The 18,709-nt window shown below is 74.2% G+C and carries 15 protein-coding genes; 11 read left to right on the top strand and 4 right to left on the bottom strand.

Annotation, left to right across the window (positions count from 1 at the left end):
* The first annotated feature begins 4 nt into the window (after window positions 1–4).
* Window positions 5–1,318 (top strand): MATE family efflux transporter, encoded by a 1,314-nt coding sequence (locus ACYQBY_RS17150; RefSeq protein ID WP_459645072.1) that lies wholly within the window; start codon window positions 5–7, stop codon window positions 1,316–1,318.
* Between the two features lie 123 nt (window positions 1,319–1,441).
* Here the strand turns inward: ACYQBY_RS17150 and ACYQBY_RS17145 are convergent, their stop codons facing one another.
* Both ACYQBY_RS17145 and ACYQBY_RS17140 read right to left on the bottom strand, forming a co-directional pair.
* Window positions 1,442–2,071, bottom strand: a complete 630-nt coding sequence (locus tag ACYQBY_RS17145; RefSeq protein WP_459645071.1) for a PilZ domain-containing protein — start codon at window positions 2,069–2,071, stop codon at window positions 1,442–1,444.
* Between the two features lie 119 nt (window positions 2,072–2,190).
* Window positions 2,191–3,579: a hypothetical protein gene (locus ACYQBY_RS17140; RefSeq protein WP_459645070.1), complete on the bottom strand. Its 1,389-nt coding sequence runs from the start codon at window positions 3,577–3,579 to the stop codon at window positions 2,191–2,193.
* A 385-nt stretch (window positions 3,580–3,964) separates the two neighbouring features.
* On the opposite strand from ACYQBY_RS17140, the gene ACYQBY_RS17135 reads away from it, so the two are divergent.
* Entirely contained in the window at window positions 3,965–5,422 is a 1,458-nt protein-coding gene (locus ACYQBY_RS17135) for a YveK family protein (RefSeq protein WP_459645069.1), read from the top strand.
* Between the two features lie 72 nt (window positions 5,423–5,494).
* On the opposite strand, the gene ACYQBY_RS17130 is transcribed toward ACYQBY_RS17135, so the two are convergent.
* A complete protein-coding gene (locus ACYQBY_RS17130; RefSeq protein WP_459645068.1) occupies window positions 5,495–6,346 on the bottom strand; it encodes a hypothetical protein in 852 nt (283 codons plus the stop codon).
* A gap of 272 nt (window positions 6,347–6,618) precedes the next feature.
* Here ACYQBY_RS17130 and ACYQBY_RS17125 point away from each other — a divergent pair, with 272 nt between their 5' ends.
* A complete protein-coding gene (locus ACYQBY_RS17125) occupies window positions 6,619–8,634 on the top strand; it encodes a malectin domain-containing carbohydrate-binding protein (protein WP_459645067.1) in 2,016 nt (671 codons plus the stop codon).
* A gap of 417 nt (window positions 8,635–9,051) precedes the next feature.
* Window positions 9,052–10,164 (top strand): glycosyltransferase, encoded by a 1,113-nt coding sequence (locus ACYQBY_RS17120; RefSeq protein ID WP_459645066.1) that lies wholly within the window; start codon window positions 9,052–9,054, stop codon window positions 10,162–10,164.
* Window positions 10,165–10,306: 142 nt separating this feature from the next.
* Here the strand turns inward: ACYQBY_RS17120 and ACYQBY_RS17115 are convergent, their stop codons facing one another.
* Window positions 10,307–11,263, bottom strand: a complete 957-nt coding sequence (locus ACYQBY_RS17115) for a glycosyltransferase family 2 protein (RefSeq protein WP_459645065.1) — start codon at window positions 11,261–11,263, stop codon at window positions 10,307–10,309.
* Window positions 11,264–11,554: 291 nt separating this feature from the next.
* On the opposite strand from ACYQBY_RS17115, the gene ACYQBY_RS17110 reads away from it, so the two are divergent.
* The 7 genes from ACYQBY_RS17110 (at window position 11,555) to panC (ending at window position 18,594) form a co-directional block, all read left to right on the top strand.
* A complete protein-coding gene (locus ACYQBY_RS17110; protein ID WP_459645064.1) occupies window positions 11,555–12,712 on the top strand; it encodes a glycosyltransferase in 1,158 nt (385 codons plus the stop codon).
* 249 nt (window positions 12,713–12,961) lie between these two features.
* The gene (rfbF, locus tag ACYQBY_RS17105; protein ID WP_459645063.1) at window positions 12,962–13,774 is read left to right on the top strand and encodes a glucose-1-phosphate cytidylyltransferase; all 813 of its coding nucleotides are present in this window, start codon (window positions 12,962–12,964) and stop codon (window positions 13,772–13,774) included.
* A gap of 25 nt (window positions 13,775–13,799) precedes the next feature.
* Entirely contained in the window at window positions 13,800–14,852 is a 1,053-nt protein-coding gene (locus tag ACYQBY_RS17100; protein ID WP_459645062.1) for an NAD-dependent epimerase/dehydratase family protein, read from the top strand.
* Window positions 14,849–15,394 carry a dTDP-4-dehydrorhamnose 3,5-epimerase gene (gene rfbC, locus ACYQBY_RS17095; protein WP_459645061.1) on the top strand — a complete coding sequence of 182 codons (546 nt, stop codon included), beginning with the start codon at window positions 14,849–14,851 and terminating at the stop codon, window positions 15,392–15,394. Before ACYQBY_RS17100 ends, rfbC begins: the two co-directional genes overlap by 4 nt.
* On the top strand, window positions 15,391–16,680 hold the full coding sequence (locus ACYQBY_RS17090) for an NAD(P)H-dependent oxidoreductase (RefSeq protein ID WP_459645060.1): 1,290 nt from the start codon (window positions 15,391–15,393) through the stop codon (window positions 16,678–16,680). Before rfbC ends, ACYQBY_RS17090 begins: the two co-directional genes overlap by 4 nt.
* Before the next feature lie 79 nt (window positions 16,681–16,759).
* The gene (locus tag ACYQBY_RS17085) at window positions 16,760–17,746 is read left to right on the top strand and encodes a Rossmann-like and DUF2520 domain-containing protein (RefSeq protein WP_459645059.1); all 987 of its coding nucleotides are present in this window, start codon (window positions 16,760–16,762) and stop codon (window positions 17,744–17,746) included.
* Window positions 17,743–18,594, top strand: coding sequence for a pantoate--beta-alanine ligase (gene panC / locus ACYQBY_RS17080; protein WP_459645058.1), 852 nt, complete (start codon window positions 17,743–17,745; stop codon window positions 18,592–18,594). Before ACYQBY_RS17085 ends, panC begins: the two co-directional genes overlap by 4 nt.
* The last annotated feature ends 115 nt before the right edge of the window (window positions 18,595–18,709 follow it).

Genomic DNA, 18,709 nt, shown 5'->3' with positions numbered 1-18,709 from the left:
AGCGGTGAGCCTGCTCGCGAAGCTGCGCTCCGGTGGCGCAGGCCGCGTCGTGTGGAACCTGGGCGACCAGGTGGTGTGCAGCGTCAACAACGCGCTGCTGTTCTTCCTGATCGCCAACGCCTTCCCCGCGGCGGGCAGCCCGCACGTCGGCGCCTTCGCCATCGCCTTCGTCGCGTACGTGATCGGGATCGGCGTCACCCGGGCCCTGGCGACCATGCCGCTGGGGATCCGCTTCGCCGGTGAGCCCCCGGAGCGGTTCCGCCCCGCGGCCGCGGGCGCCCTGGGCACGTCGCTGCTGCTGGGCGTCGTCGGCGGGGCCGCCAGCGCGGTGGTCGGCTGGACGCTGGGCGGTGCGCTGGGTGCCGCCCTGCTGGCTCTGGGGGCGGCCCTGCCGGCGCTGCTGCTGCAGGACTCCTGGCGCCAGGTGCTGCTGGCCCTGAAGCGCCCCGCGGCCGCCCTGGCCACGGACACGGTGTTCCTGCTGCTGCAGATCGCGGCGCTCGTGCTGCTCATGCGCTCCGAGCACGGCTCGGTGGCGCCGTTCGTCCTGGCGTGGGGTGCGGCGGCGCTGCTGGCCTCGCTGCTCGGCGTGTTGCAGCTGCGCCTGCTGCCGAGGCCCGCGTCGGCGCGCCGGTGGGTGCTGGACCAGTGGTCGGTGACGCGCTACCTGGTGCCGGAGTTCGTCCTGCAGCAGCTCGGGGTCAAGCTCGTCATCCCGGTGGTGGCGTTCCTCAGCACGCTGGGTGCGGCCTCGGCGCTGCGGGCGGGGGAGTCGCTGACCAGCCCGGCGACGATCGTCGCGGGCGGCCTGCTGTCCTTCGCGATCCCGGAGCTGTCCAGCCGCCGCCACGACCTGGGGGTGCGGGGCTGGCGCCTGGCCGCGACCGCGGTCTCGGGGCTGGTGGTCCTCACCGGGCTGGCGTGGGGCGCGGTGGTCCTGCTGCTGCCGGACACGGCCGGCACGTGGCTGCTGGAGGGCACGTGGGAGGGCGCCGAGGCCGTGCTCCTGCCGATCGTCGTGGGTCAGGCCGGCGCGGCCGCCGCGGTGGGACCGGCGGCCGCCCTGTACGCGATGGACCGCGCGGCCGTGACGTTCCGCATCAACGGCGTCTACGCGCTGCTCGCCCTGGTGTTCTCGGCGGTGGGTGCGGTCCTCGACGGGGCACCGGGTGCGGCGTGGGGCGGCGCGGCGGCGTTCTGGCTCGTGGTGCCGTGGTGGTTCCTCGCGGTGCGCCGCGAGTCCGCGGCCGTGGTGGCGGCGCGGGCCGGCGGGCAGGGCGACCCGAGCCCCTCCGAGGGGGCCGGCGCCCACGCCTGACGCCCCTTCCCGGGGCGCCCGCGACCCGCACGTGCCCGACCCGCACGGTGGTGCTGCGTGCACGCACGGGGGGGCCCGGTGGCCGCACCCGGCCACCGGGCCCCCTCGTGCGTGCGGCCGGTGTCAGCGCTGGTGGCCGTCGCGGGCGAGCTCCTCCAGGACCGTGCGCTCGACGGCGGCGCTGTCGGCGGGGTTCATGTCGGTGAACTGCACGACGGCCTCACCGGCGCCGGCCCGCAGGACCTCGCCGCGGGCGTGGACCTCGACACCCTCGTCGAGGGTGACGCTGACCTCGACGGTCTCGTGGGCCGCGGGCAGGTTCTCGCCGCCCAGCCGCACACCGGTGCGGGAGATGTCGATCGTGGTGACCTCCTCCTCGAAGCCTGCGCCGACGACCTGGGCGGGGCGCCGGGTGTGGGCGCGCACCGCGCCGCGCCGGGCTTCGTTGGCGAGCAGCACCACCCCGGTGAGGGCGAGCTCGTCGTCGCGGTGGGCCTGGGCGACGGCCTGGAAGACGGCGAGGGAGCCGCTCTGCTCCATCCGCGCGCTGGCCCAGACCCGGCGGCCGTCGAGCATCTCGACGGTGCCCGGGTCCATGCCGACCTGGCTGGTCACCACGAGGCCGGACGCGCTCGCCGTCCACGAGCGCACGGTGCCGACGTGGACGACGGCCGTGCCCGTGGGCATGAGGGTGACCTCGGTGCCGGGGGCGGGGCCGTCGGCGGTGAGGACGTCGCTGTGTTCGAGTTCCATGCGCGCTCCCGTCCAAGTAGCTGTCCAATGACGCTACGTCACAAGAGGAGCATGGCACGACCTGACGCCCACGGGCGGAGCAACGGCGCGGACGCCGGGGCGCGTGCAGGTACCGGACCTCAGGGGCGCCAGACCCCCAGGCCGTTGGGGGCGGCCGGCTGCAACGTCGGGCGCACCGGCGCCGGGGCGGTCGCCTCCTGCGCCGCGCCCCGGTGCGCCGCGCTCCCCCGTCGCCGGCCCGCGTCGAAGCGGCTGCCCACGAAGAGGGTGCACAGCGGCAGCAGCAGGTAGAGGATCTGCGGCTGCAGCAGCCCGGCGAACAGGATCGAGTCGGCGAAGACGCCGCCGACGGCCAGCGTCGGGGAGGGCGCGCGGCGCAGCACCGCGACGGTCACGAAGACCGTGAAGAGGAGCGAGGCGGGGACCCCGTACTCCAGGACCAGCTTCGGGGCGCCGGCGAAGTTCAGGGGCAGGCCGGTGGCGGCGAAGACGGCGTCGGCGGCGGCGTCCGCGCCCCCGGGGCCCAGGCCCGTCAGGAAGGTGACCGGGTCCTCCCGCCAGGTGCGCTCGATGAATTGGAACGGCTGCACGAAGCGCAGGCTGGCGCTGGAGTTGGTGTAGGACGTCTCGTCGCTGCGGTCGACGAAGATGTCCCCGAGCGGGGTGGCCAGGGCCGCGAGGAGCAGCACCGCACCGCCGCCGGCGACGCGCACCGTCCACCAGCCGCCCCGGCGCACCGCCAGCACCAGGAGCCCCACGGCCATCAGCAGCAACCCGGTGCCCGCGACGGCGCAGACCAGCCCCCCGGTGAAGAGCAGCACCCGGAGCGGCCGGGCGCCCCGCACCAGCGTGGAGAGCAGGGCGAGGGCCAGGAACTGGGAGAAGATCGACGGCTCGACGAAGACGAAGGCGTTGGCCTTGATGACGCTGGAGCCGTACTGGATGGGGTAGGAGGTGTTGTAGCCCGCGAACGTGAAGTCCGGCGGCAGCGCCTCCTGCACGTAGTCCGTGTAGGCCCACACCCCCGCGAACTGGGCGAGCACCTGGCCGATCCCCACCACCGCGAACACCATCATGATCTTCTCGAAGCGGTCCAGGACCCGCGGGTAGAGGTGGTGCGCCGCGGGGTGCACGCGGAAGCAGAACGCGGACCAGACGACGACGAGCAGCAGCAGGGACGGCACCGAGGCCTGGGCCCCGAGGAGGAACGCGCCGATCGCGGCGAGGCAGCAGCCGGCCACTGCCATCAGGTACGTCCGGACGGCCCTGGCGTGCTCGACGACGTCCCCGAGGTACAGCAGCCACGCGAGCACCGGCAGCACCACGAGCATCGACAGGGCCACGGGCGCGCCGAGCGGGAGGGCGACGCGCTGCAGGACCGTGGCCGCGAGGACGATGACGGTGCAGGCGGCCAGGACGCGGCGCTCGGTGGCCGGGCCGGCCCGCACGATGCGGACGTCCTGCGCGTGCGGGGACTTGCCCGTCGGTTCCACCATCAGCCTGCGCACGTCCCTCGTCGTCGGATCGGTCGTCGGATCGGTCGTCGGGTCGGGGCGGTCCTCGGCGCTGCGCCGTCGGGGCGGCGGGTCCCGCGACCCACCATGCTAGGCGCGCGCTCCCGTGCGGCGGTCCGGTCGCGGAGGAGGCTCTGCGCGGATCGTGGGCCTCTCACGCGTTCGGGTGAACGCCGGTGTGGCATTCGTGGAGGTCGGACGGCATCCGGTAATGCGGTGCGCCCGGGATGGGATAGTGATTCGGGACCGGCGCCGACGGGGGGCACGGCGGGCGCCTGCGGAACCCTCGCGCGGCGGCCGGCTGTGCTCGTCGCCGGAGAACCGGTACACGACGTTCGGTGCCCGCTCGGGCACGCGGAGCACCACGGGAGGGCGGACAGTGGCGACACCCACGGGGTCGGGGGACAGGGCGGGTGCCAGCGCGCTGGCGGCGATCGTGCGGCACCGGCGGCGGCTGCTCGCGGTGGCCGCCCTGTGCGGCATCGCGGGGTTCGCCGGGGGCAGCGCCGCGCTGACGCCCAGCTACTCGGCGACCGCGGTCGTCACGCTCTCCTCGGACCGGCCCTTCGACCCGCAGGGCAACAGCGGCCCGCTGGGCGACCCGACGAAGTGGGCCACCGCGCAGTCCGGTGTCGCGCAGTCCCGCGCCGTCTTCGACCGGGCCCGCCAGCGGGTGCCGGCGCGCGAGCGCGAGGAGTTCCGCGACCAGGTCGAGATCCTCCCGAACAACGAGTTCAACCAGGTGGCGGTCACCGCGACGGCCGCCGACGCCGCCGACGCCGCGGCCGTCGCCGACGCCGTGGCCCTGGCCTACCGCGAGCTGCGCGCCGACACGGTCCGCACCCAGACCGCACAGGCCCTGACACAGGTCAGCGACGCGGCGACGCGCCAGCGCATCCAGCTGGCCTCGGTGACCTACGGCGACGGTGTGGCGATCCTCGACAACGCCGAGGTCCCCACGTCCCCGTCCTCGCTCTCGCCGCTGGCGCTCGGCGCCCTCACCGGCCTGGCGGGCCTGCTCGCCAGCGGTGCCTTCGTCGCGTGGCGGGCCCACGTGCGCCAGCGGGTGGCCGGCTCCCCCCTGCCCGACGTCGCCGAGCTGGGGCGCTGGCCCAGCGCGCCGTCGTTGCAGGCCCTCGCCGATCCGCACGGCGCCCAGGCCCAGAGCGGTGGGGTCGTCCTCGTCGGCATCCAGCACCTGGGGCACCTGCGCACCCCGCGCCTGGAGGTCGGCAGCATCCTGGTGACCGCCGTCAGCGGTGAGGGCGGCGGCCTGGCCGTGGCCCTGGCCGCCGCCGCGGCGCGCTCCGGCCGCAGGGTGGTCCTCGTGGACGCCGACGAGCGCGGCAGCCGCCTGTCGGCCTTCAACGCGCCCGTGGACGTCCAGCCCGCCGGGCGCCGCGCCGCCGTGGACCGGCCCCGGCCCTGGGTGATCGGGGTGGGTGCGACCGTCGACGTTCTGGCGCTGGGCGTGCGCCACCTGCAGCCGCGGGCCGTGGGTCTGGCGCTGCAGCAGCTCGTGGAGGACGGCTACCTCGTGATCGTCGTGGGCGGGTCCGTGCTGGACAGCCCGGCGGCCTTCGCGGTGGCCGGCGAGGTGGACGCGGTGCTCGTGCAGGTCGAGCCGGAGCCGTCCGCGGACCTGGTCAGCAAGACGGTCCAGCGCCTGCAGATCGCGGCGCCGGCGGTCGTGGCGCAGGTGGTCGTGGAGGACGCCGCGGAGCGCCTGCCGCTGGAGGCCGCCGAGGCGCCCCAGCCGGCGCTCCGCCGGGCGCCCGAGGAGCAGGGTGGCGTGGACAAGATCTTCGCCCCCACGGAGCCGAGCACCCGTTCCTGACGGGCGGCGACGCGAGAGGGCCCCGGGCGCACGCCGCCCGGGGCCCTCTCGCGTGTCGCACCCCCTGGGGGCTCAGCCGGTGGGGGCGACGTCCCCGGCCCAGGCGGCGGTCTGCCTGGCGACGCCCTCCCAGTCCCCGGGGGCGAGCCAGCCCGCCTCGGCGTGGGTGGCCAGCGGCACGCGCGGGGCGAGCAGCACCCTGCGGCGGGAGGGCCGGCGCAGCGCCCGGACGTCGACGGCCGCCTTCATCGCCGTCAGGTAGACCGAGCGGGCGAGCCTGCGGGCGGGGTCGGTGCCCTCCGCGGCCGCGTGGTGCCGCACGAGGTCCAGCGGCCCGAAGCGGGGGATGCCCTGCAGGGTGAGGCAGCTGGTGTGGTCGAAGTCCCCACCCGACAGGGAGCACAGCGTCAGCAGCCGCTCGTCCTCGCGCAGGGTCCCCGCGCGGGCGGCGAAGGTGCTGGTGGTGCTCACGCACGGGACCCACCCGTACCCGGCGGGGCCGTCGGTGCCCGCGGGCGGGTACCGGGAGGACCAGTAGGGGGTGAAGTAGTCGCCCCACGTCCCGCCGGCCCCCTCGCCCAGGCCGCCCAGGGCGCCGGGCGCCCACAGGTAGTCGTCCTCGGCCAGGAGGACCAGGTCGGCGGCGTCCCAGGCGCGCTCGCGGGGCAGGGCGAGCCCGCGCAGGTAGCTGCGCCGGTTGCTGCCCGCCGTGATCGGCACGGTGCTCCCCCAGGCCTCCATGACCTCGAGCCGCTCCGCCGGGAGGGGGCCGTCGTTGAGGAAGACGACGTCCACCTCGCCCTCGCCCCGGGCGACCTCCACGGCGCGGCAGAAGGACTGCAGGCACGACAGCTTGCTGTACCAGCCGGGCCGGTTCTTGGAGTTCTCACCGCCGTGGGACCGGTAGATCGCGTGCAGTCTCACGCCAGCCTCCGCTCGCCGGGTGCGGGCGGCGCCCGTCGCGCGGCCTCGGTCCCCAGGGCTCCGGCAGCCCTTCGACCATCGTATCGAGGGGACGTCGCCCGGCGGTGCATCGGGTGGGCGGCGGAGGGCGTTACAGAACAATCCGGCGCTTCCCCCTCAAGGAGCAGCGCCACCGGCCCGATCCCTCATGTGTCAGCAACAACGCAGGACCCGCCAGACGCAGCAGCGCCTCCCGGCCCCAGCGTCACGACACCTTTGAGGTTGATCCCGCCATGTCCAAGCTTTCCCGCTTCCTGCTCGGCACGGTGGCCGTCGCCACCGCCTCCACCGGTTTCACCACCGTCGGTGCTTCCGCGGAGACCCTCGACACCCACCGCATCGGCACGGGCACCGCCACCGTCACGGACGCGGCGGGCAACGTCTGGTCGGCCGGCCGGAACTTCGTCGGCGGCAACCAGGTCGCGGTCGCCACGACCGCCGCCATCGCGGGCACCACCTCCCCGAAGCTGTACCAGTCGGAGCACTACGGGATGTCGGCCTTCAACCTGCCGGTTCCCGCGGGCAGCTACGACGTGACGCTGAAGATGGCGGAGACGTACTTCAACGCCGCCGGGCAGCGGGTGTTCTCGGTGAACGCCGAGGGTGCGCGCAAGCTCACCGACGTGGACATCTACAAGGAGGCCGGCAAGAACCGCGCCGCCGACAAGACGTTCGCCGTCGACGTGGCCGACGGGACGCTGAACCTCGGTTTCGCCGCCCGGGTCAACCACCCCAAGGTCTCCGCGATCGAGGTCAAGCGCGTCGCCCGCACGACCGTCCCCGCCGTGCCGACCGCCGTCCGCGTGAACGCCTCCACCGCTGCGGTGCAGGACTCCGCAGGTGCGACCTGGGCCGCCGGCAACGGTTTCACCGGGGGTTACCAGGTCTCCGGCGCCACCACCGCGGACATCGCGAACACCGTCGACGACAAGCTCTACCAGTCCGAGCACTGGGGCATGACGGCGTGGAAGACCCCGGTCCCGCAGGCCGGCACCTACGAGGTCACCCTGAAGATGGCGGAGACCTTCTTCGGCGCGGCCGGGCAGCGCGTGTTCTCCGTCGACGCCGAGGGTGCGCGCAGGCTCACCGACGTCGACATCTTCCGCACCGTCGGCAAGAACGTCGCCCACGACCGCACCTTCCTCGTCGGCGTCACCGACGGGACGCTGGACCTCGGCTTCTCCGCCAAGGTGAACAACGCCAAGGTCGGCGCCATCCAGGTCAGGCTCGTGGACAGCGTCGTGGCCCCGGCCCCGGCTCCCGCCCCGGCCCCGGCCCCGGCTCCCGCCCCGGCCCCGGCCCCGGCTCCCGCCCCGGCCCCCGCCCCGGCCCCGGCTCCCGCACCGGCCCCTGCCCCCACCCCCGTGACGTCCGGTTCGTGGAAGTCCGGTTCCGCCGGTGTCGGCATCGCCGACGGCTCCTTCGGCGCCTGGCGCGGGACCCCGGTCGCGATCGCCGCGACCTGGGTCGACAACAACGCCGCGGCCGCCGGCATGTGGCAGCTCGACGCCGGCAAGGAGTTCGGCGCCTGGCAGAAGGACCTGGACATCGCCGTCGGCGCGTTCGACCACGGGGAGAGCTGGCACGCTGCCGCCGCCGGTTCCTACGACGCGCGCTGGCGTTCCTCGCTGGAGACGCTGAAGCGCAAGTGGGGCACCCGTCCGGGCACCGTGTACATCCGCTTCGCCCACGAGATGAACGGCAACTGGTACCCCTGGTCCGTCAACTCCGGCAACGTCGAGGCGTTCAAGGCCGGCTGGAAGCGCTACCGCGCGATCCAGCAGCAGGTCTTCCCGCAGAGCAAGCTCGTCATGAACATGAACCGCGAGTCCGTCGGCTCCGGCTTCGACTGGCGCCGGTCCTTCCCGGGCGCGGGCCAGGTCGACGTCATGGGCGTGGACTACTACAACAACTACCCGTACGCCGGCACGGTGGAGTCCTTCCGCTCGCACCTGTTCCAGACGGACGGCTGGGGCGCCCCCAAGGGCCTCGGTGCGCACCTCGCCCACGCCCAGAGCGTCGGTCTGCCGCTGAGCATCTCCGAGTGGTCGGGCAACGCCGACGCCGGTGACTCCGCGGGCTGGATCCAGGGCATGCACGAGTTCTTCAAGACCAACGGCGGCACCGGCGCGGGCAAGTTCCTCTACGAGGTGCAGTTCAACGTCGACCGCGACAACCGCCGCTGGATCCTGACGCCCGGCGTCACCCGCATGCCGGCCTCGTCCGCGAAGTACCGCGAGCTCTTCTGATCCTCGCCGCACGGCTGTACCCACCTGTGACCGGCGCTCCGGTCGAGGTGTCCGCACGTCCCCGCTGAGGGGAGCAGGTGCCGGGCCGGGATCCTCCCGGCCCGGCACTTCTGCGTGCGGGGCGGGGTGTCCGGGCGCGGGGCTCGGGTGTTGAGTTGGAGGGGGGTCGCCATCCAGCATCTCTGCGTGGTGGGGACATCACTAAAAGTAGCAGCCCCTGGGCCAAGTTGTCCACCCGTGCGAGCGAATTGGATGCGGAGCGTGGTGATGTCCCGCATTCGGGCTAGGTGGGTGGCGAAGTTCCGGTCCGGCCACCCCGGCCCTGGCTACACTCGGTCGCGCCGCACGGCTGGCCGGGGGGGCCTCCGACGGGCTCGCGCCCCGCGGTCGACGGCTCGCACGCACTCTGGGGGGACCATGGCCGCCACGCGGACCATCGCTGCAGCAACGCTCCTGGCCTCGACCATGGTCGGCCACGTCCTCTATCCCGTGGCGCTGCACGCGGTCGCCCGCCGCAGGCCGCAGCCGCAGGTCCCCGCGCCCCGGGAGTGGCCCGCCGTCACGGTCCTGGTCCCGGCGTACCTGGAGGCCGGCGTCATCGCGGCCAAGGTCGACAACGTCCGCAAGAACGGCTACCAGGGCGAGCTGGAGATCCTCGTCGTCGCCGACGGTGACCCCGAGACCGCACGGATCGCCGAGGCCGCCGGTGCCCGCACCCTGCTGCTGCCCGAGCGCCGCGGCAAGTCGCAGGCCCTCAACGCCGGGGTGGCCGCCGCCTCGCACGAGATGGTCGTCATCAGCGACGCCAACAGCGAGCTGGAGTACGACGCCCTCGGCTACCTCGTCTCGGCCCTGCTCGTCCCGGGCGTCGGGGCCGTCGCGGGGGAGAAGCTCGAAGGTGACGGCGGCGAGCTGGCCTACTGGCGCTTCGAGTCCTGGATCAAGCGCAACGAGGGGCGGATGGGCACCACGCTCGGCCTGGACGGAGGGCTGTGCGCCGTGCGGCGCTCCGCGTGGCGGGACATCCCCGCCGACATCTCCAACGACGACTTCTGGGTCGCCCTGGACCTCATGGAGCGCGGGCTGAACGTGGCCTACGAGCCCAAGGCCCTCATGCGCGAGGAGTCCATCGGGGAGCTGGGCCTGTCGTGGGAGCGCAAGACGCGGGTCCTCGGTGGCGGCCTGTGGGTCATGTGGCGCAAGAAGCACCTGCTCTCCCCGCGGACCGGGTTCGTCGGCGTCCAGCTGTGGGGGCACAAGGTCTGGCGCTCCACCCTCGGCCCCCTCAGCCACCTCGGGCTGCTCGGTCTGGCCGCGGCCTCCGCGCGCCGCAGCAGGCTCGCGCGCCTCTTCCTCGCCGGCCACGCCGTGGCCGGCGGCGCCCTCCTGGCACAGGAGAAGGGCGCGCAGGTGCCGCTGCCGGGCAAGGTGGCGGCGCAGGTCCTGTACCTGCAGGCCGTCGCGCTCGGCGGCATGCGGCGCTGCCTCAAGGGCGACCGCGTCCTGCGCTGGAGCAAGCCCGCCCGCTGAGACCGGTCGTGGGCGCCGGGCGGTCCCCGGCGTTCTCGCCACCGTGCGACCGGTACACCACGTGCGGGGTTCGCGACCTCCGCCCCCGCGGGGACCGTTCCCCACCCTCCCGTCGCGGGAGGGCCTCAGCGACCCGTCCGGGTCACTCCATCACGACCCTGCCCGCGACCGTGGCGCGGCCCGTCGTGACCCCCTTGACGTACGCCCAGTGCTGGCTCGCGAGGTCGCCCTCCCGCGTGAGGGTGCGCTGGAGGGCGCGTGCCGCGTAGCCGGAGGCCAGCGCGAGCGTGAGCGTCCGGGCCGCGGTGGGGGAGTGGTGGCGCCTCAGGTACCGGGCCATGGCGGCCCCGCGCAGGCGCAGCATCTCCAGCGACGGTGCGCCGGAGCCTCCGGCGGAGTGCCGGACCAGGACGTCCGTGCGGAGCTTCTCGTACATCCCCGCCGTCCGCGCCTGCCGGCCGTAGGCCACGTCCTCGTTGTAGACGTAGAAGTCCTCGTCGAAACCGCCCAGGTCCAGGAACGTGCTGCGCCGCACCGCCATGCACGCCCCCGTGGTCCAGTCGACCTCGATGGGCTCGTGGGGTTCGGGGCGCGCGAACAGCCCCGCGCGGGGGAACAGCTTGTGCAGGCCCGCGCTGTGCACCAGGGCCCGGCGCACCGTCGGCTCCCACCCGCCGACGCCGAGCTCGACGCGGCCGTCGGTCCCGACCATGGTGGCCGCGCTCGCCGCGCAGGTGGGGTCCTGGGCGACGTCGGCGACGATCGCGGTGAGCGCCTCGAGGGTGGGCCGGGAGTCGGGGTTGCCGAAGACGAGGAACTCGTGCCCGGACGTGCGCGCACCCATGTTGGCGGCCCTGGCGAACCCCTTGCCGCCGCCGGAGTCGACGTAGCGCCCGTGCGGGCGGGCCTCGACGAGCTCGCGCACGCCGTCGACGTTCTGCGCGTTGTCCACGACGACGACCGGCAGGTCCACGGGCAGGCCCTCGAGGAGGCCCTGGATCTGGGGGGCGCTGCGGTAGCTGACGAGGACGAGCTCGACGTCGAAGCGTCCCGGGCCCGCGGGGGTGCCCTGCGGCTGCCCCTGCACCTCGGTCGTCATGTTCCGTTCCCCCCGTCGAGCGGCCGCCCGCCGTGCCTGACCGGCACCGTGATTCTCCGTGCTGGCGCACGCCGCAGTCCAGTATCGGCGCAGGCCCGTTGCCTCCGGCACCGGTATGGGCGGACCCGTCCGCCTGCGGGCGCGCTTTCACCCGTCCGGCGGTCCGTCCGCCCCCCGGCGGGTGTGCGCGGGCGGCCCGCCGGGCGCCGTCTGGTAGACCGGAGGCCGGGCGGGGGCCGCTCGTGGCCACCGTGCGTGCTCGCGCGGTGGCGCAGACGTGAGGGGGAGTGCGTGGGGGACGTCGACGGGCGCCGGGCGTGGGTCGTGGCGAAGCAGCTGCCGGCCAGGACGGACTCCGGGGGGCGCCAGCGCATCCGCGCGGTCGTCGACACCTACGCGGAGGTCTTCGACGACGTGCAGGTGGTCGGGTTCGAGGGCTGGGACGACTGGCGCTCGCAGGTCCCGGCACACGTGACGGTCCACCCGGTGGACGCCCCGCGGCCGACGGCCCCGGCGCTGCTGCGCAGCTCGGTGTTCGCGGGCAAGTGGTTCTCCATGGAGGTCCGCTCGCTGCTGGCCTCGCAGGTGCGCGGCCGGGACGTCGTCCACGTCGACTTCCCGCAGATGGTCGTGAACGTGCCCTCCGACGTGCGGATCGACGTGCTGGACATGCACAACGTCGAGGCCGACCTGCTGCAGCGCAGGCTGAGCACCGAGCACCCGCGGGCCCGCTGGCTCCTGCAGCCGGAGGTGGCCCGCTTCCGCCGGTTCGAGCGGGCCGTCGCGCGCCGGGCCGAGCACGTCACCGCGTGCAGCCGGCGCGACCAGGAGGAGCTCGCCGCGGCGGGGATCGGGAGCATCCTCGTGCCCAACGGCGCCTCGAGCGCGCACGGCGAGGTCGCCCCGCAGCCGGGGAACGCCTCGGCCCTGTTCGTCGGCGCCGCGGACTACGGCCCCAACCGGGCCGGGCTGCGGTGGTTCCTCGACGAGGTGTGGCCCGACGTGGTCGCGCGCCTGCCGCACGCCCGGTTCACGGCGGTGGGCCGCTCGCTGGCCGCGGCGCACCCCCGGCCGGAGGGGGAGCCGGCCGGGGCGGAGTTCCACTCCGACGTGCCCGAGGTCGACCCGTACTACGACGGCGCCGACGTGTGCGTCGTGCCGCTGCTGTCCGGCGGCGGCACCAAGATCAAGCTGGTGGAGGCGATGTCGCGCGGGCGGGCGGTCGTCACGACGTCCCTGGGGCTGGAGGGCCTGGAGGAGCACCGCGACGCGGTGCGCGTCGCGGACGGGGCGGGCGCCTTCGCCGACGCCCTCGTGGAGCTGCTGGGCGATGCGGCGCAGGCCCGCCGGCTGGGGGCCGCGGCGGCCGCCGCGGTGGACCGCGACTTCTCCTGGCCCACAGCCATGACTCCGCTGCGTGACCTGCTGCTACGTCTGCGCGACGACTGACGTCCGGGCGGGCGATCGCTGGTCTGACCTGGTGAATGTCACCGGGAGTGATCGATCACGTGTAGTACTGTCTGGCGCGCTGTGCTCGTGCGCAGGAGCCACAGGTTCGGACACAGGTCCCGGCGCGGATTCGTGGGGGGTACGCGTCGCCCGAGGGGCTGTCCGCGCTGCCTGCGACACCCCCGCTCTTCCACGCCCGGCCCGGGGGGGCCGGGCAGGCCGGAACAGACCGAGTGAGGGAATCCAGGCATGACCGAAGCGACCAGTCCGCGTGACATCCCCGTCGTCATCCTCTGCGGAGGCATGGGGACCCGCCTGCGCGAGGCCAGTGAGAAGCTGCCCAAGCCCCTGGTGGACATCGGCGGGCGCCCCGTCCTGTGGCACATCATGAAGCTCTACAGCCAGCACGGCTTCCGCAAGTTCGTGCTGTGCCTCGGCTACAAGAGCGACATGATCAAGCGGTACTTCCTCGACTACCGCCTCAACGCCGGGGACTTCACGATCAACCTCTCCACCCAGGACGAGCCGGAGTTCCACTCCCTCGGCGTCCAGGAGGACTGGGAGATCACCTTCGTCGAGACGGGCCTGACCACGGCCACCGCCGCCCGCATCTTCCGCGTGCAGCAGCACCTCGACGCCCCGCGCTTCTGCCTCACCTACGGCGACGGCATCGGCGACGTCGACATCACCAAGACGCTGAAGGACCACGAGGCCGGCGGCCGCCTGGCCACCGTGACCGCCGTGCACCCCTCCAGCCGCTACGGCGAGATGCACGTGCAGGACGGCGCCGTCGTGGAGTTCAACGAGAAGCCGACCCTGGCCGACGGCTGGGTCAACGGCGGGTTCTTCGTCTTCGAGCGCGAGTTCGTCGACCGCTACCTCGAGGACGACCCCGAGGTCATGCTGGAGTCCCGGCCCCTGCAGCGCGTCGCCCGCGACGGGGAGCTCACCCTCTCCGCGCACGAGGGCTACTGGCTGGGCATGGACACCTACCGCGACTGGACCGAGCTGAACAAGCTGTGGGACTCCGGTCAGGCGCCGTGGAAGACGTGGGAAGACTGAGGCTCGAGGGAACCGGAGAAGCACCGTGAAGATCGTCGTCACCGGGACCGAGGGCTACCTCGGCTGCCTGCTCGCCCCCACCCTGCTGGACGCCGGGCACTCCGTGCTGGGCATCGACACCGGGTACTACAAGAACGGCTGGCTCTACAACGGCGTGTCCGCGTCGGTGGAGACCCTCGCCAAGGACATCCGGCACATCACCGAGGCCGACCTCGAGGGCGCCGACGCCGTCGTGCACATGGCCGAGCTGTCCAACGACCCGCTCGGCGAGCTCATCCCCGACGTCACCTTCGTCGTCAACCACCAGGGCTCGGTGCGCCTCGCCGAGACCGCCAAGCGCGCCGGCGTGGAGCGCTTCGTCTACATGTCGAGCTGCTCCGTGTACGGCGTGGCCGAGGGCACCGTGGACGAGACCTCCCCGGTCAACCCGCAGACCGCCTACGCCGAGTGCAAGGTGATGGTCGAGCGCGACCTCGCCCCGCTGGCCGACGACGACTTCTCGCCGACGTTCATGCGCAACGCCACCGCCTACGGTGCCTCCCCGCGCCAGCGGTTCGACATCGTGCTGAACAACCTCACCGGCCTCGCCTGGACGACCGGGAAGATCGCCATGACGTCCGACGGCTCGCCGTGGCGCCCGCTCGTGCACGGTCTGGACATCGCCAAGTCGATCCGCGCGGTGCTCGACGCCCCCCGCGAGGTCGTGCACAACCAGGTGTTCAACGTGGGCGACTCGAAGCAGAACTACCGCGTGCGCGAGATCGCCGAGGCCGTGGGCCGCGCCCTGCCGGAGGCGCAGATCACCTTCGGTGAGAGCAACGGCGACAACCGCAGCTACAAGGTGGCCTTCGACAAGATCCACTCCGAGCTGCCGGGCTTCTCCTGCGACTGGGACGCCGACAAGGGCGCCGCGCAGCTGGTCGAGGTGTTCCGCGCCATCGACCTGGACGCGGAGACCTTCACCGGCCGCGGCCACACCCGGCTCAAGCAGCTCGAGCACCTCATCCGCACCGAGCAGCTCGACAAGGACCTGTTCTGGCGGAACTTCGCCGGCACCGCGGCGGAGGGGCGCGCGTGAAGATCACCACCACGCACGTCGAGGGCGTCGCGATCATCGACCTGGAGACCCGCGAGGACTCCCGCGGCTTCTTCGCGCGCACCTTCTGCCGCGAGGAGTTCGAGCAGGCCGGTCTCGTCCCGGCCGTCGAGCAGTGCAACCTGTCCTACAACCACAGGGCCGGGACGCTGCGCGGCATGCACTTCCAGGTCGACCCGGCCCCCGAGGCCAAGCTGGTCCGCTGCACCGCCGGCGCGGTGCAGGACATCATCGTCGACATGCGCCCGGGGTCCCCGACCCGCCTGCAGCACGTCGCGGTGGAGCTGACCGCGGACAACCGCCGCGCCCTGTACGTCCCGCCGTACTTCGCGCACGGCTACCTCACGCTGACCGACGGCGCCGAGGTCTTCTACCAGGTGAGCCAGAGCTACACCCCCGGCACCGAGCGCGGCCTGCGCTACGACGACCCGGACCTGGCCCTGCCGTGGGCCGTGCCCGTCACCGTCGTCAGCGACAAGGACCGCAGCTGGAAGCTGCTGTCCGAGGGGGCGGTCACCGAGTGATCATCGTCGACAGGGCGCTGCAGCAGCGCCAGGCCGAGGGCCGCCCGATCCGCGTCGCCCTCGTCGGTGCCGGCTTCATGGGCCGCGGCTTCGTCAACCAGGTCGTGAACTCCGTGCCCGGCATGGAGCTCGTCGCCATCGCCAACCGCACCGTGTCCAAGGCCCGCGACGCCTACGAGCAGGCCGGCGTCACGGGCGTGGTGGAGGCCGACGACGTCGCGGGCGTCGAGCGGGCGATCTCCGCCGGGACCCCCGTCGTCAGCGCCTCCTACGAGGCCGTCGTCGGCGCCGGGCAGGTCGACGCGGTCGTCGAGGCCACCGGCAACACCGAGTACGGCGCGCACGTCGTCCTGCACGCCATCGAGTCCGGCAAGCACGTCGTGCTGCTCAACGCCGAGGTCGACGGCACCGTCGGCCTCGCCCTGCGCACACGCGCCGAGAAGGCCGGGGTGCTCTACACCGGCTGCGACGGCGACCAGCCGGGCGTGCAGATGAACCTGCTGCGCTTCGTCAGGGGCATCGGCGTCACCCCCCTCGTGGCGGGCAACATCAAGGGCCTGCAGGACGAGTACCGCAACCCCACCACCCAGGAGGGGTTCGCGAGGCAGTGGGGGCAGGACCCGTACATGGTCACGAGCTTCGCCGACGGCACCAAGGTGTCGTTCGAGCAGGCCCTCGTCGCCAACGCCGTCGGGTTCAGCGTGGAGAAGCGCGGCATGCGCGGCGCCGACCACCGCGGGCACGTCGACGAGCTCGTCAAGGCGTACGACGTGGACGCGCTCAAGGAGCTCGGCGGGGTCGTGGACTACGTCGTCGGGTCGAAGCCCGGCCCCGGCGTGTACGTCCTCGGCACCCACGACGACCCGAGGCAGAAGCACTACCTGAACCTGTACAAGCTGGGCGAGGGCCCGCTCTACAGCTTCTACACCCCGTACCACCTGTGCCACTTCGAGGTGCCCCTGACGGTGGCCCGCGCGGTGCTGTTCGGCGACCCGGCCATCCAGCCGTCCGACCGCGTCACCGTCGAGGTCGTCACGAAGGCCAAGACGGACCTGGAGGCGGGCAAGGAGATCGACCGCCTCGGCGGGTACGACACCTTCGGGGTGGCCGAGCGCGCCGACGTCACCGCCTCGGAGCGGCTGCTGCCCATGGGTGTGGCCGAGGGGTGCGTCCTGAAGCGCGACGTCGCCAAGGACGAGGTCCTCACCTACGACGACGTGGTCCTGCCCGAGGGCCGTCTCATCGACGCCCTGCGCGTGGAGCAGGCGGCGATCCTCGCCGGCTGACCACCCGCACGCGCGCGCGGCCGCCGCTCCTCCCCGGGGCGGCGGCCGTCGTCGCGTCCGGGCCTCCTACGGTGGCGCGGTGACGACTCCTCCTGCGGGTGCCCGCGAACCGGCGGGCACCCCGGCGCCGCCCGGCCGCCTCGACGTCGGCGTCCTCGGCGCCGGCCGCGTCGGGCCCGTGCTCGCCGCCGCCCTGCGCGGGGCGGGCCACCGCGTGGTCGCGGTCGGCGCCCGCAGCACCGCCGGTGCCGAGCGCGTCGCGGCCCTGCTGCCCGGCGTGCCGCTCGTGGCGCCCCCCGCCGCCACCCGCGCGGACCTGGTCCTGCTCGCCGTGCCCGACGACGCCCTCGCCCCGCTGGTGGCCGACCTGACCGCGGCCGGTGCCTGGCGGGCGGGGCAGCTCCTCGTCCACACCAGCGGCCGGGTGGGCACCTCCGTCCTGGCCCCCGCCGCCGCGGCCGGGGCGCTGCCGCTGGCCCTGCACCCGGCCATGACGTTCACCGGGACGAGCCTGGACCTCGCCCGGCTGGCCACCGCCTGCTTCGCCGTCACCGCGCCCGCGGCGCTGCTGCCGGTGGCCGAGGCCCTGGTGCGCGAGTGCGGTGCCACGCCGGTGGTGGTGGCCGAGGAGGACCGCCCGCTCTACCACGCGGCCCTGGCGCACGGGGCGAACCACCTCGTCACGCTCGTCGCCCAGGCCGCGGAGGCGCTGCGGGCCGCGCTGCCGCAGGCCGACCCGCAGGCCGGTCCCGAGGTCGTGGAGCGCGTCCTGCGACCGCTGCTGCAGGCCGCGCTGGACAACGCCCTCGCCGCCGGGGACGGAGCCCTGACCGGCCCGGTGGCCCGCGGTGACGCCGGGACGGTGGCCACCCACCTGGCGGTGCTGCGGGCGCGGGCGGGCACCGGGACCGCGGCCGTCTACGCACGGGTGGCGGGGGCCGCGCTGGAGCGCGCCACCGGGTCCGGCAGGCTGGCCCCGGCGGCCGCCGCGGCCGTCCGGGCCGCGCTGGAGGTGCGGCCGGAACTCGGGGCGCCCGGCGGCGCCGGGGAGAGGAGCGACGGGTGACCGACCTCGTGGTGGCGCGCACGCGGGCCGAGCTGGACGCCGCGCGGGACGCGCTGAGCGGGCCGGTGGCGGTCGTGATGACGATGGGCGCCCTGCACCGCGGGCACGCCGAGCTGGTGCGCCGGGCCCGCGAGCGGGCGGCGAGCGTCCTGGTGACGATCTTCCTGAACCCGCTGCAGTTCGGGCGCGGGGAGGACCTGGCGCGCTACCCGCGCACCCTCGACGCGGACCTGGAGCTGTGCCGCGCCGAGGGCGTCGACGTGGTGTTCGCCCCCGGCCCCGACGTCGTCTACCCCGAGGGTGAACCGGGGATCCGCGTCAGCGCAGGCCAGCTGGGCACGGTGCTGGAGGGCGCCAGCCGCCCCGGCCACTTCGACGGCGTCCTGACCGTCGTGTGCAAGCTCCTGCACCTGACGCGCGCGGACCAGGCGTACTTCGGGCAGAAGGACGCCCAGCAGCTGCTGCTGGTGCGCCGCATGGTGCGCGACCTGGACCTCCCGGTGGAGGTGGTGGGCGTCCCGACGGTCCGCGAGCCGGACGGCCTGGCCCTGTCCAGCCGCAACACCTACCTCACGCCGTTCGACCGCGAGGTCGCGCTCTCCCTCAGCCACAGCCTGCGGGCGGCGGCGGAGGTGGCCGCCGAGGGCCCCAGCGCGGTCCGCCGGGCGGCGCGGGACGTGCTGCGCGCGGAGCCCGCCGCCCGGGTGGACTACCTGGCGCTCGTGCACCCGGTGACGCTGCAGGACGTGCCCGAGCACCACCGCGGGGAGGCCCTGCTGGCCGTGGCGGCCAAGGTGGGCTCCACCCGCCTCATCGACAACGTGCCCCTGAGCATCGGCAGCGCCTGACCGCCGTTCGTCCCTGACAGCCCGCCTGCGGGCACGGGCCGGCGCGCCGGTGCCCCCGCGCGGTGTGTCGCCCGGTGCCCGCAGGCAGGCTGTCGGCACGAGGCGCCGCGCTCGC

This window comes from Kineococcus anabasis (assembly GCF_054590795.1).
This window is presented reverse-complemented; position numbering and strand designations above follow the sequence as displayed.

Coding starts and splice junctions, on each gene's coding strand:
- ACYQBY_RS17115 (WP_459645065.1), bottom strand. CDS start 11,263: ATGACGACCGAGGTGCAGGGGCAGCCGCAGGGCACCCCCGCGGGCCCG.
- rfbF (WP_459645063.1), top strand. CDS start 12,962: ATGACCGAAGCGACCAGTCCGCGTGACATCCCCGTCGTCATCCTCTGC.
- ACYQBY_RS17120 (WP_459645066.1), top strand. CDS start 9,052: ATGGCCGCCACGCGGACCATCGCTGCAGCAACGCTCCTGGCCTCGACC.
- ACYQBY_RS17145 (WP_459645071.1), bottom strand. CDS start 2,071: ATGGAACTCGAACACAGCGACGTCCTCACCGCCGACGGCCCCGCCCCC.
- ACYQBY_RS17125 (WP_459645067.1), top strand. CDS start 6,619: ATGTCCAAGCTTTCCCGCTTCCTGCTCGGCACGGTGGCCGTCGCCACC.